The sequence below is a fragment of the Streptomyces sp. NPDC042371 genome (assembly GCF_056437465.1).
The window spans coordinates 1089848-1102281 of the sequence record NZ_JBWKAP010000001.1 but is presented as its reverse complement, the minus strand read 5'-3'; the positions used below and the strand labels follow the sequence as shown (position 1 = coordinate 1102281).

At 68.7% G+C, this 12434-nt stretch carries 10 protein-coding genes and 1 tRNA gene; 6 read left to right on the top strand and 5 right to left on the bottom strand.

The features are described 5' to 3' along the window. Positions 1-5 precede the first annotated feature (5 nt). From AC068B_RS04830 to AC068B_RS04810, 5 genes are all read left to right on the top strand, one after another. The gene (locus AC068B_RS04830; RefSeq protein ID WP_478668998.1) at positions 6-1091 is read left to right on the top strand and encodes a 2-aminoethylphosphonate ABC transporter substrate-binding protein; all 1086 of its coding nucleotides are present in this window, start codon (positions 6-8) and stop codon (positions 1089-1091) included. A gap of 129 nt (positions 1092-1220) precedes the next feature. Beyond that, complete coding sequence (locus AC068B_RS04825; RefSeq protein ID WP_478668996.1) at positions 1221-2714, top strand: alkaline phosphatase family protein; 1494 nt, start codon at positions 1221-1223, stop codon at positions 2712-2714. A 71-nt stretch (positions 2715-2785) separates the two neighbouring features. Next, on the top strand, positions 2786-3565 hold the full coding sequence (locus AC068B_RS04820; RefSeq protein ID WP_478668995.1) for an HAD-IIA family hydrolase: 780 nt from the start codon (positions 2786-2788) through the stop codon (positions 3563-3565). Positions 3566-3692: 127 nt separating this feature from the next. Beyond that, the gene (locus AC068B_RS04815; protein ID WP_356264921.1) at positions 3693-4202 is read left to right on the top strand and encodes a hypothetical protein; all 510 of its coding nucleotides are present in this window, start codon (positions 3693-3695) and stop codon (positions 4200-4202) included. Positions 4203-4218: 16 nt separating this feature from the next. After that, complete coding sequence (locus AC068B_RS04810) at positions 4219-4884, top strand: class F sortase (protein WP_478668993.1); 666 nt, start codon at positions 4219-4221, stop codon at positions 4882-4884. A 309-nt stretch (positions 4885-5193) separates the two neighbouring features. Here AC068B_RS04810 and AC068B_RS04805 read toward each other — a convergent pair whose 3' ends face one another. After that, positions 5194-5970 (bottom strand): ANTAR domain-containing protein, encoded by a 777-nt coding sequence (locus AC068B_RS04805; protein WP_478668992.1) that lies wholly within the window; start codon positions 5968-5970, stop codon positions 5194-5196. Positions 5971-6127: 157 nt separating this feature from the next. Between AC068B_RS04805 and AC068B_RS04800 the strand changes: the two genes are divergently transcribed. After that, positions 6128-7159: a glycoside hydrolase family 6 protein gene (locus AC068B_RS04800; protein ID WP_478668990.1), complete on the top strand. Its 1032-nt coding sequence runs from the start codon at positions 6128-6130 to the stop codon at positions 7157-7159. A gap of 114 nt (positions 7160-7273) precedes the next feature. Here the strand turns inward: AC068B_RS04800 and glxA are convergent, their stop codons facing one another. The 4 genes from glxA to AC068B_RS04780 form a co-directional block, all read right to left on the bottom strand. Next, entirely contained in the window at positions 7274-9211 is a 1938-nt protein-coding gene (gene glxA, locus AC068B_RS04795; protein ID WP_478668989.1) for a radical copper oxidase GlxA, read from the bottom strand. Then, positions 9208-11163, bottom strand: coding sequence for a glycosyltransferase family 2 protein (locus AC068B_RS04790; RefSeq protein ID WP_478668988.1), 1956 nt, complete (start codon positions 11161-11163; stop codon positions 9208-9210). Before AC068B_RS04790 ends, glxA begins: the two co-directional genes overlap by 4 nt. A 299-nt stretch (positions 11164-11462) precedes the next feature. After that, entirely contained in the window at positions 11463-12176 is a 714-nt protein-coding gene (locus AC068B_RS04785) for a FadR/GntR family transcriptional regulator (RefSeq protein ID WP_478668987.1), read from the bottom strand. Positions 12177-12265: 89 nt separating this feature from the next. Beyond that, positions 12266-12339: transfer RNA gene (locus tag AC068B_RS04780), tRNA-Lys, on the bottom strand. Positions 12340-12434 lie beyond the last annotated feature (95 nt).

Sequence of the window (12434 nt, the reverse complement as noted above, 5' to 3'; positions counted from 1 at the left end):
ACGTCATGTCACGCCTTATCCGAGTCCGCCACGTCCGCACGGTCGCCGCCGTCACCGGCAGCCTCGTCCTCGCCGGATCCCTCACCGCGTGCGGCGGCAGCTCCGCCGCGTCCGACGAGAAGGTCGTCACCGTCTACAGCGCCGACGGCCTCAAGGGTGAGAACGGCGACGGCTGGTACGACCGGGTCTTCAAGGACTTCGAGAAGAAGACCGGCATCAAGGTGAACTACGTGGAGGGCGGCTCCGGCGAGATGGTGCAGCGCGCCGTCCGCGAGAAGTCCAACACGCAGGCCGACGTCCTCATCACCCTGCCGCCCTTCATCCAGCAGGCCGATGAGAAGGGCTTGTTGAAGGCCTACGAGCCCAAGGGTTCGGATCAGGTCGACGGCGCCGACAAGGCCGCCGACGGCAAGTGGACCTCCGTGGTGAAGAACTACTTCGGGTTCATCTACAACAAGAAGGAGCTGAGCGGCGGCAAGGCACCCAGGACGTGGGAGGACCTCACCGACGGCTCGTACAAGAACAAGGTGCAGTACTCCACGCCCGGCGTCGCGGGCGACGGCACCGCCGTGCTCATCAAGGCGATGCACGACTTCGGCGGCAAGGAACCGGCGATGGAGTACCTGAAGAAGCTGCAGACCAACAACGTCGGCCCGTCCGCCTCCACCGGCAAGCTCGCGCCCAAGGTCGACAAGGGCGAGTTGCTCGCCGCCAACGGCGACGTCCAGATGAACTACGCGCAGTCCAAGGACATGCCGAACCTCGGCATCTGGTTCCCGGCGACCGCGAAGAACCCGGACAAGCCCACCACCTTCGCGCTGCCCTACGCGGCCGGGCTCGTCGGCAAGGCCCCGCACAACGCCAACGCGAAGAAGTTCCTCGACTTCATGCTCGGCCAGGAGGCGCAGCGGCAGGTCAGCGAGATCGGCGGCGGCTTCTCCGCCCGCAAGGACGTCAAGGCCACCGACGCCAACGCCATCGCCCTCGACAAGATCATCGAGGGTGTGGAGGTCTTCGAGCCGGACTGGGCGGACGTCTCCGAGAACCTTCAGTCGTACGTGGAGGACTGGAAGTCGGCGACCGGTAGCTGACAGTTCACCGTCGCACCCCTGGCCCCAGAGGGTTCGGTCGCGAAAAGATAACGGGTATGGACCCAACGCCCCTGGTTCTCCGGGGGCGTTGGCGTGCACCGCCCCCCACCACGTCTTCCGGAGGACCACGTGTCGTCAGGCATCACCCGCCGCTCACTGCTCGTCTCCACCGCGGCCGCCGCCCTCGCCGCAGGGCCCCTCGCGGCCGCCGCCAGAGCCGCCGCCAAGACCCCCAAGGTGCTCGTCATAGGCCTCGACGGCGCCCTGCTCAACAGAGTCAAGGACGCGGACACCCCCACCCTCAAGGGCCTGATGGCCGCGGGCCTCACCGCGCCCAGCGCGCTCTACGCCAACCCCCTCGCCCCCACCTCGTCGGGACCCGGCTGGTCGACCCTCATCACCGGCGTCTGGCCCGACAAGCACAAGGTCGTGAACAACGAGTTCACCGGCCACCAGCTCGCCGCCTACCCGGACTTCATGACCCGCGTCGAGGCGGCCAGGCCCGGCCTGCGGACGTACGCCGTCGCGTCCTGGAACCCCATCACCGACATCATCTTCTCCGCGAAGGTCGACACCCGGGTCTCCACGCCGTCCGCCGAGTACGACACGGGCACCACGGCACGCGCCGTCGCCGAGCTCGGTAAGGGCAGCCCCGACGCGGTCTTCGTCCAGCTCGACAACGTCGACCACGCGGGCCACGACAGCGGCGCGGCCAGCCAGGCCTACCTCGACGCGCTGCACGGCGTCGACACCCAGGTCGGGCAGCTCCTCGCCGCCGTCAAGTCCCGTGCCACGTACGGGAACGAGGAGTGGCTCGTCATGATCACCGCCGACCACGGGCACACCGACGCGGGCGGCCACGGCGGCTCGACCTGGGCCGAACGGCAGACGTTCCTGATCGCCACTGGTCCCACGATCACCGCGGGCTCCGTCCGCCACGACGTCCGCATGCCCGACGTCGCAGCGACCGCCCTCGCCCACCTCGGCATCGCCATCGACCCGGCCTGGGGCCTGGACGGCCGCCCCGTCCAGCAGCCGAGGCCCGACGACTTCGACGCCCTGCGCCCGGCACTGGGCGGCCCCGTGGACGAGGGCGGCATCGGCGCGGGCGTCATCGGCTTCACGCACACGCCGCCGAGCGGCTGGACCGTCGACAACGCGAGGATGGGCACCGGCGGCGTCACCGAGTGGCGCGGCTGGTCCTTCACGACGGACGAGTTCTGGACCAAGGCCGAGCGCGACCAGCGGCGCGAGAACAACATCCGCGCCCGCGGCGTCTTCGCGGTCGCGGACGGCGACGAGTGGAGCGACAAGACGGTCTCGGGCACCTTCGACTCGACGCTGACCAGCCCCTCGTACGACGTACGGGGCGGGGCGCGGGCGACACTCACGTACACGACGTACTACCGCCACGAGGCCCCGCAGAAGGGCGAGGTGCTCGTCTCCTACGACGGCGGCACGCCGACGGCGGTGAAGACGTACACGGCGGACACCCCCTCCGTCGTGGAGAACATCGCGCTCCAGGTCCCCGCGGGTGCACGGAAGGCCCAGGTCCATTTCCGTTACACCGGGGCCAACAACTGGTACTGGACCATCGACGGGGTCAAGATCGCGGGTTCCTGATTAGGCTGTGGGCGTCGGCACAGCGCTGTCCCGGCGCCCCAGCAACCCCGTACACCGCAGGAGTGCACCCCATGGCAGAGCGCAAGCCCATCGAATCGTGGCTCACCGACATGGACGGCGTGCTCATCCACGAGGGAGTGCCGATCCCCGGCGCCGACGCCTTCATCAAGAAGCTGCGCGAGTCGGGCAAGCCCTTCCTGGTCCTGACGAACAACTCCATCTACACCGCGCGCGACCTCCAGGCCCGGCTGACCCGGATGGGCCTCGAAGTGCCCGTCGAGAACATCTGGACCTCCGCGCTCGCCACCGCCAAGTTCCTCGACGACCAGCGCCCCGGCGGCACCGCGTACGTCATCGGGGAGGCGGGCCTGACCACCGCCCTGCACGACATCGGGTACGTCCTCACCGACCACGACCCGGACTACGTGGTCCTCGGCGAGACCCGCACGTACTCCTTCGAGGCCATGACCAAGGCCGTCCGCCTCATCAACGGCGGGGCCCGCTTCATCTGCACCAACCCCGACGAGACAGGCCCCTCCACCGAGGGCCCGCTGCCCGCCACCGGGGCCGTCGCCGCGCTGATCACCAAGGCGACCGGCCGGAGCCCCTACTTCGCGGGCAAGCCGAACCCGCTGATGATGCGGACCGGGCTGAACGCGATCGGCGCGCACTCGGAGACCAGCGCCATGATCGGCGACCGCATGGACACGGACGTCCTCGCCGGACTCGAAGCGGGCATGGAGACGTTCCTGGTGCTCACGGGCCTCACCTCGCGGGCCGACATCGACCACCACCCGTTCCGGCCCTCGAACGTCGTGGACTCCATCGCCGACCTGGTGGACCGCGTCTGACCGGACCGGGCCCGACCGGGCCGCCGCCCGTTTGCCGCATCAAGATGCGGAGCCGCCCGCGCCGAGTGAACCTCGTAGATGGAGGTTCACGATGCGTATATGTTCCCTTGCTCTCCGTGGGGCAGGAGTGGCCGTCGCCCTGGCGGTCGTCCTGCCCGCAGGCGCGGCCCAGGCCCACGAGGACGGCTCCGTACGGGCCACCGTCTCCCCGGCAAGCACCGCGCCCGGCGCCACCGTGGAGGTGAGCGTGACGGGCTGCAGCGGCACGACCGGTACGGCGGGGTCGGGGGCCTTCGAGGGGGACGCCGACCTCACCGGCCGTGACGGCGACAAGTACGCGCTCAGCGGCAGCGCCCGGATCAAGCACGACGTCTCCGGCACCTACGACGTCACGGTCACCTGCGACGGCCACCCGCACCAGAGCGCGGGCACCGTCCGGATCGAGCGGCACCACCCTGACCCGGTCTCCCCGGTACGGGCAGGTGGCGGCGGCACCGCGCAGCTGACCACCGCCGCGACCGCGGAGGCGAACGAGGCCGGGCCCGGCACCCGGCACGCCGTGATCGGCCTGATCCTCGCGGGGGTCGCCGCCGTCGCGGTGGCGTTCCGCAGCGTCCGCCGACGCCGCTCCGAGTGACGGGCGGGACGCCACCATGTCCGGCGCCGAACGCGCTTCCGGGTCGGGACGGCTCCTGACCGGAGTCGCCTGGGCGGTCCTCCTGGTCGGCCTCTGCCTCTGGGGCAGCGACATCGCGGGCCTGCGCGGCGGGTTGTCCGCGCCCGCCACGGGCGACGTCGCCGCGGTCGGCCGCCCCCTCGGCGTCGAACTTCCGCCCGCGCACGAGCCGTTGGAGGCCGCGCGGCCCGAGCGCGTCGACGTGCCTTCGCTGAAGGTGCGGGCCCCGGTGACGGCCCGCGGCCTGGACGGCGACGGCGCGATCGACCCGCCGCCCTTCGCGCAGTCCGGCACCGTCGGCTGGTACGGCGGCGGCACCCGCCCCGGCGCCCCCGGCGCGGCCCTCTTCGTCGGCCACGTCGACACGGAGACCGAGCCCGCCGTCTTCTACGACCTCAGCACCCTGCGCCCCGGCGAGAAGGTCGAGGTCTCCCGGGACGACGGCAAGGTCGCCGAGTTCACGGTGGAGGACGTACAGGTCGTCGACCGCGACCGCTTCGACGCGAAGAAGGCGTACGGCCCGCGCGAGGACGGCCGCGCGGAGCTGCGCCTGATCACCTGCGGCGGCACCTTCGACAAGAACGCGCGCACCTACACGGCGAACGTGATCGTCTCCGCGTACCTCACCGATGTGAGCGCGTGACGGCGCCGAGAAGTCCCGGTCCCGGTACGCGACCCGTACCTGGCCCGGTCGGCGGCCCGCTCCCCCCGGAGCCGCCGACCGGGCTGGTCCTCGACCGCGCGCGCACGAGCTGCGGGAGAAACCCGGCGCCGGCGCGGGAGGTGCGGGGACCATTCCCGAATTGCGGAATGGTCGACATGGCCGGGGGCTTGGGCCGTGCAACCGACTTTAGAACGAATGAGCGCGTGGGCCTAGAGGCGATGGCGACAGAATGACGCCAAGTCGCACATTCCTCTCCCTGCGTGATCACCGCAGGTGGGGAACCCTGCATCAGGAAGGTCCGGACCTACCCCGGCGGAGCGCTTCCGCGTCGATCTTGCCCCTGATCACTTGGGTGGCCACCAGGTCGATGACCTGCTGTTCTCTGCGTGCGTAACCCCGCAGCGCCGCGAATGCCTCGTCCATGCCGGTGTTCCAGCGCTCAGCGAGCAGACCTTTGGCTTGTTCCACGTGAATGCGGCTGTCCAACGCCCTCTGCAACTGTGCGGAGAGCACCCGGTAGGCGGAGTGGGTGCGGTGATTGTGCAGGCCCGTGGCCGCGGCATTGGCAAGAGCCTGCGCGATCCGCATCCCGCGTTCGGACGTCACCCGGTGCCCGGGCCCGTCGTCCCGATTCGCCGCCGCGACAAAGATGTTGAGCACGCCAAGTATCGTGCCGTCCCGCCTGATCGGCACCGCGTACGTCTCCTCGATGCCGTGCTCGCCCGCCCGCTCGGCGAACTCCGGCCAGCGGGCCCCGGCGCCCTCGGGACAGATCCGCATCGGCGGCACCGGCTCCCCGGTGTCGAAGCTCTCGACGCACGGACCGCCGCAGTACTGAACCTCCAGCAGCCCCCGCACCGCCACCTGTTGGCGACCGCAGGGGACGATGCGCACCTCTTCGTTCCCGCCCGTGTACATCACGCCGACGCCCCGGGCGTCGACAAGCTCCTCGCAACGGTCCGCGAGCCACTCCAGATAGCGGTCGAGGTCGAAGTCGTCGGTCAGGGTGTCCGTGGTTTCCACCAGAATGTCCGCAAGCCGCAGTTCCCTGTCGCGGTCTCGCATGCCCCATCCACCTCCACTCCCCGCGGACTGCGCCTACCCCGACCGGGCGGGCTGTAACAGCTCTCCTACAGCTCTCTGCGCAGGGCGGGCAAGCCTCGTGGGCAGGGATGACGTGTGTCAGGATTGAGAAACGGACAGTGCACCCGAGGGGGAGTGGATGTACCGCAATGGCACCGGTCGCGGGCACGGTTTCGCGGCCATGGGGATGCGGACGGGAGTGGCGCTCGCGGGGGCCGCGCTGCTCCTCGTCGGGTGCTCCTCCGGCGGTGACTCGGACGGCGATTCGTCCAGTCCGCCGGTGAAGCAGCAGCCCAAGGGCAAGGATCCGTACTGGGTCAATCCGGACGGCAACGCGGCCAAGCAGGTCGAGTCGTACGCCAAGGACGACAAGAAGGACGACGCCGAGCAGATCCGGAAGATCGCCGAGCAGCCGGTCGCCGAGTGGATCGTCCCGGAGAACGCGGAGGACCAGGCGCGCGGCTTCACCGAGGCGGCGGAGAAGGCCGACCGGGACGCCCTGCTGGTCCTCTACAACATCCCGCACCGCGACTGCGGTCAGTACTCGGGCGGCGGCGCGGCCGACGGCAACGCGTACCGCGCCTTCGTCGACCAGGTCGCCAAGGGCATCGGCGACCGCCACGCCACGGTGATCCTGGAGCCCGACGCGGTCCTCCACATGGTCGACAACTGCACGCCCGAGCAGTTCCACGAGGAGCGGTACGACCTCCTCAACGGCGCCATCGGCAAGCTCAAGTCCCTGAAGAACACCAAGGTGTACCTGGACGCGGGCAACGCGGGCTGGAAGAACCCCGACTCCCTCTGGGAGCCGCTGAAGCGGTCGGGCGTCGAGCAGGCCGACGGCTTCTCGGTGAACGTCTCCAACTTCCAGACCACCGCGGTCAGCACGGAGTTCGGTAAGAAGCTGTCGGCGAAGATCGGCAACAAGCCGTTCGTCATCGACACGGCGCGCAACGGCAACGGGCCGTACACCAAGGGCAAGGACCCCTGGTGCAACCCGCCCGGCCGGGCGCTCGGCGAGACCCCGACGACGAAGACGAGCGATCCACTCATCGACGCGTACCTCTGGGTGAAGCGGCCCGGTGAGTCCGACGGCACGTGCCGGGGTGGGCCGAAGGCGGGCGAGTGGTGGCCGGAGTACGCGTTGGGCCTCGCGAAGTCTTCTGGCTAGGAGCGCCCCGTAAGGGGCGCGGGGAACTGCGCGAGCAGCCACGAGAAAGCCACAGTCGCATCTGTTCGGAATCCCGGCAGACGCGACTGCGGCTCTTTCGCCGCTACGGCCCCGCTAGGGAACCCTCACCCACTGCGCCTTGCTCGGCGTGCCCTGGTCGTCCGTCACGAAGAGCATGTACCAGCCGGACTCGACCACGCTCCGGTTCTTCGGGAGCGTCACCGTGACCTTGCCCTGCGACTTCTTCAGGTCGAGCGCGATCGACGTCTGGTCGATGTCCGTGACGTGCGTCGACGCACTCGGCTTGATGAGGCGGGCCGTCTTGATGGACGAGGAGTGCTTGGTCGGGAACGTCCCCGACCCGCCCCGCGCGATCGTCTTGGGCCCGGCGCCGAGCGACGGCTGCGACCCGTGGTACAGGTACGGCGGCGTGTAGATCTCGATGCGCTGCTCGAAGACGCCCGGCTTCGTGTTGGCCTTGTCGGCGTAGAGCGAGTCGGAGCCGAAGAACATCACGCGGCCGTCGGGGAGCAGGATCGACCCTGAGTGGTAGTTGCGCCCGACCTCGGGGTCGGCCACCCGCTTCATCTCACCGGTCTTGGCGTCGTAGATCCGCGCCTGGTGGATGTTGGAGTCGCCGCGCCCGCGGTAGTCCTCGGAGCCGCCGGAGATCAGCACCGAGTCGTCGGGCAGCGTCGAGATCTGCGGATAGCGCGTGCCCTTCTCCAGTGAGGGACCGTCCGTGAACTTCGGGGCGTCCGCCTTCAGGTCGACGATGCGGGTCTTCTCGCTGGACTCCTTGGACTCGCCGACACCGCCGCCGCCGACCACCATGTACTTCTGGTCCTGGGCGGGCGGCAGTTCGACCGTGCCGGAGGTCTCCATGAGCTTCGGGTCGCTCAGCCCCGGGATGCCCTGCCACTTGTTGGTCCGCAGGTTCCAGACGCCGGGCTTGCGGCCGACGTCGTCCGGGCCGTAGCCCGCGTTGGAACCGGAGTAGAAGAGCTTGCCGTTGGCCATCTGGAAGATCGCAGGGTACGTCGGGAACTGCCGGATGCCCTTGGTGTACGTCCACTTCTTGGTCTTGGGGTCGTACACCTCGTTCTTGCCCGGGACGAGCTGGCCGATCTCGTCGAGGCCCGAGGTGGAGAGGATCTTGCCGTCGGTGAGCGTGGTCAGCGTGGGGTACCAGCGCGCCTCGTTCATCGGGTCGACCTTGATGTACCGCTCGGCGATCGGGTCGAACTCGAAGGTGTCCTTGATCCCCTGGAAGTCCTTCTTGTCCAGGGCGAGCTTCTCCGCCATGCCGTAGACGTTGCGGGTGTCGGCGCCCTTCAGGCCCTGGACGCGGTAGTTGTCCTGGGTGCCCGTCTCGTACTTGGCGCCGCTCTTCTGCGCCTCGACGTAGACCCGGCCGAGGCCCGGCTCGGTGCGCACGAACGCGCCGGTCTGCGGGTCGAAGACCTTCTTCGCCTTCTCGACCAGGACGTTGTCCTGGGAGACGAACGTCTTGCCGGTCTTCTTGCCGGTGAACTTCGTCCCCGCGGGGATCGTCTTCGGCTCGTCAGGGTCCTCGTTGTGGACGACCATCAGGCCGCCCGCCTTGGTGATGTCGCCCTTCAGCTTCTCGTAGCGCTGGGTGCCGCCCGCGATCAGCAGATTGCCGTTGCCCAGCTGGGTGTGGCCCGTGCAGAACAGGTCGGTGGGCGTCGGGATCTTCTTGATGGTGTTCTTGACCGGGTCCCACAGCCGGGTGTCGAACTTCTTCTTGTCGAAGTTCTTCTGGTTGTTGCCGGACCCCGCGACCATCAGGACCTTGCCCGTGTGCAGCAGCGCCGCGTGGATGGTGTTCTGGCGGTACTCCTCGGGGAAGTCCAGGACCTCCCAGTGGCCGTTGTCCGCCTTGTACTCCGGCTTGTTGATCTTGTAGTCGTGGTACTTCTCGGAGCCCACGCGCCACAGCCAAGGGCCGTTCATCCCTGCCAGCGCAAGGACGACCGCCGCGCCTATCGCGATGCGGCGGGCGCGGCGGCGGCTGGAACGGTCTTTCATTTCTTACGTCCCCCAAGGGAAATCTGCATGGTCTGGTCGGGCGCCGCCCAGCTGGGCTTCTGCTGCGGGGCGTGCGGCAGGGGCGCTGTGGCGTCGCGCTGCTGCGGCACCGTCGTGTCCGGCCCCTGCGGCGGCCCAAAAGTCCCGGCCTGCTCGGGGGGCTTGGGCTTCTTCTTGTCCTGGCGCATGCCCCACCGCCACGCGAAGATCGGCGCGGCCGTGATCAGCAGGGCGAAGGTGGCCCAGGTGATCATCGCGGGGTGCGAGTGCCCGTACATGAAGGAGGCGGCCATCGAGGCGGCGAAGACCAGGATGAAGAACAGGTGGATCCGGAAGGTCCCGAACAGCGTGTCCGGGCTCGCCGAGTCGCCCTTGGGGGTCACCACGAACTTGCTCTTGCGGCGCAGCGCGGCGTCGAGCAGCGAGCGCGCGTAGATCGGCGCGGAGAGCGCCGACATCACCATGCCCGCCACACCGCCGGAGCCCTCGGGCTCGTGCGGGGAGACGTTGTGCCTGCGGTTCCAGATGTACAGGCCGATCTGCAGCGCCGAGGCGTTGCCGTACAGCATCAGCCAGATGGTCGGGTCGATGTTCACGCCGGACGCGCCGAGACCCAGGAACAGCGCACAGCTCAGCGCCGCCAGGATCCAGTTCATGGCGGACATCGGGTAGAAGATGACCATCATCGTGTAGTTGAAGAGACGGCCGGGCGGCAGCGAGAACGGTGCCTTCCAGAACTGCTTGAGGATCGTCTCGTACGTGCCGCGGGACCAGCGCAGCTGCTGGGTGAAGAAGTCCGTCCAGGCGTTGGGGCCCTCACCGACCGCGAGCACGTCCGGGGTGTAGACCGACTTCCACTTCTTGCCGGTCTGCGGGTTCGTGGCGCGGTGGATCTCGAAGCCCGTCGCCATGTCCTCGGTGATCGAGTCGTACAGGCCGCCGATCTGCTTCAGGGCCCTGATGCGCACCGCGTTGGACGTGCCGACGAACATCGGGGCGCCGTACGCGTTGCCCGCCCGCTGGATCAGCGCGTGGAAGAGGAACTGCTGGGACTCGGCGGCCTTGGTGACGAAGTTGTCGTAGTTGCCGTAGACCTGCGGGCCGATGACGAAGCCGACGTTCTCGTCGCGGAAGAAGCCGAGCATCCGCTCCAGGTAGTTCGGCATCGGGACGTGGTCGGTGTCGACCGATGCGAAGTAGTCGTAGTCGTCGCCGTGCGCGTCGAGCCAGGCGTTGTAGTTGCCGTGCTTGGTCTTGGCGCGGTGCGGGCCCTTCGCCATGTTCCACTTCGCGACGCCCTTGCGGGAGAAGTGGTGCACGCCGAGCCGTCTGCAGACTTCCTTGACCTCAGGGTCGTCACCCTCGTCGAGGAGCCAGACGTGCATCAGACCGCGGTGCCGGATCTTGACCGCGGCCTCCAGCGTCTTCGTCACCATCTCGATCGGCTCCTTGCCGGGCACGAACGAGGTGAGGAAGGCGACTCTGGTGCCGGTCTCGGGCACCACGGGGATCGGGTCGCGGGCGACGAGCGTCGCGTGCGCGTTGGAGAGCACGTTCATGCAGCGGAAGAACTCGATCAGACCGATCGATATGAGCATGACGACGTCGAGGACCGGCAGCCACTTGTTGGCGACGTAGTCCCGCTGCGTCCAGTGCTCGGGCTGGAGCAGCCAGCCGAGCAGCACGAGCGAGAGCAGCGGGGCCGCTCCCAGCATGAGCGCGGCCCGTACCTTGTGCGGCTCCTGCGAGAGCAGCGAGCGGTACTTCACCTTGTACGGCTTGCTCGGGTCGGGCTGCGTCAGCGGCCCGGCGAGTCTGCTGTAGTGCTCGTAGTCGTACCGCGGCAGGGTCTTCTTGATTCTTCGGAAACCACCCGTCCTGTGCGACGGCACCCTGAGCTGTGTCGTCTCTGACGGGTCGTTCTGCCGCGCGCCCGTCGGCGTCGACGTCATGAGTCATCCCCCCGCACGCGGTCGCCCGCGTGTTCGTAGGTCGTTCCGTTCGCTCCGGTTCCCCTCGGCCTTTGCGAACGCATCAGCGGCAGGCCACCGTCTCCTTAGACATAGAACGGCGACCTTCCGGTTGCATGATGCCCCCCTCGACATCGCTTCATGAACGGGACCCCCGTCCCTGTCCCGCCGCGGTCGTTCCGGGCCCCCAACTGCCCCGTATCGCCCGCCTCATGAGAGCCAATGGCTCCAGGACAGGGTTCTACGCCTCATGGCATGATCGCAAGAGCGAAACAAGGGGTTTACCGGTCATAGGAGCGATTTGGGGCGTCTGCTGGGACTGGTGTTCCCAGGCGGGTTCGGATGTTACCGAAGTGCTCGCGTATGGCCAGCTCAGCGCGGGTGGCGTCGCCCGAGCGCACCGCCTCCAGGATCTCGCGGTGCTGACGGCAGGTGATCTTGGGGTCCTGTGGTACGTCCACCAGGTCCGTCCTGACCCGGTGGAAAGCATCCCAAAACGCCTCCAGAACCTCACCGAGGAGCCGATTTCCCAGACCGCGGTACAGCGTGGCGTGAAATGCACGGTCGGTCTCGGCGCGCACGGCACCCTCCGCGGACGCCGCCTCGGCCTCCATCCGCGCGACGAGCGCGTCGAGTTCGGCCAGGTCGGTGTCGGGCACGCGGCCCGCGAGGCGTGCGATGAGCCCCGTCTCCACGGCCTCCCGCAGCTCCAGGAGCTGGAGCAGGCTGTCCTCGCCGCGATAGTGGCCCGCGACCGTGCGGAAGGCGAGGCCCTCGATCATCGGTGCGACCGACATCGGGCCGACATACGTACCGAAACCGTGCCGGATCTCCACGATCCCCATGGCCTGGAGCGCCTTGAGAGCCTCCCGCACGGAGTTCCTGCTGACACCCAGGCGCGCCATCAGCTCGGGCTCGGTCGGCAGCGAGGCCCCGGAGGGCAGCCTCGAATCGATGATCAGCTTCTTGATCCGCTCCTGGATGTCTCGCGCCATGGCGACACGGTAGCGGTACGCGCACGGGGTCAGGCCCCGGACGGGAACGACGAAGGCCCTCCGCGTGAACGGAGGGCCTTCGCTGTCTGTGCGCCGCCAGGGACTCGAACCCCGGACCCGCTGATTAAGAGTCAGCTGCTCTAACCAACTGAGCTAGCGGCGCCTGCTGACCTGGAGAACTCTACCGGATGTCCGGGGGTGCTCAGGACCACCGGCGGCGGCCCCCGCGGGGCCCGTGCGGCGCCGGTGCGGGGAGCG

Excerpts from the sequence above, each read along its gene's own strand:
- AC068B_RS04785 (WP_478668987.1), bottom strand. The coding sequence starts at position 12,176 with ATGGCGCGAGACATCCAGGAGCGGATCAAGAAGCTGATCATCGATTCG.
- AC068B_RS04830 (WP_478668998.1), top strand. The coding sequence starts at position 6 with ATGTCACGCCTTATCCGAGTCCGCCACGTCCGCACGGTCGCCGCCGTC.
- AC068B_RS04820 (WP_478668995.1), top strand. The coding sequence starts at position 2,786 with ATGGCAGAGCGCAAGCCCATCGAATCGTGGCTCACCGACATGGACGGC.
- AC068B_RS04810 (WP_478668993.1), top strand. The coding sequence starts at position 4,219 with ATGTCCGGCGCCGAACGCGCTTCCGGGTCGGGACGGCTCCTGACCGGA.
- glxA (WP_478668989.1), bottom strand. The coding sequence starts at position 9,211 with ATGAAAGACCGTTCCAGCCGCCGCCGCGCCCGCCGCATCGCGATAGGC.
- AC068B_RS04800 (WP_478668990.1), top strand. The coding sequence starts at position 6,128 with ATGTACCGCAATGGCACCGGTCGCGGGCACGGTTTCGCGGCCATGGGG.
- AC068B_RS04790 (WP_478668988.1), bottom strand. The coding sequence starts at position 11,163 with ATGACGTCGACGCCGACGGGCGCGCGGCAGAACGACCCGTCAGAGACG.
- AC068B_RS04805 (WP_478668992.1), bottom strand. The coding sequence starts at position 5,970 with ATGCGAGACCGCGACAGGGAACTGCGGCTTGCGGACATTCTGGTGGAA.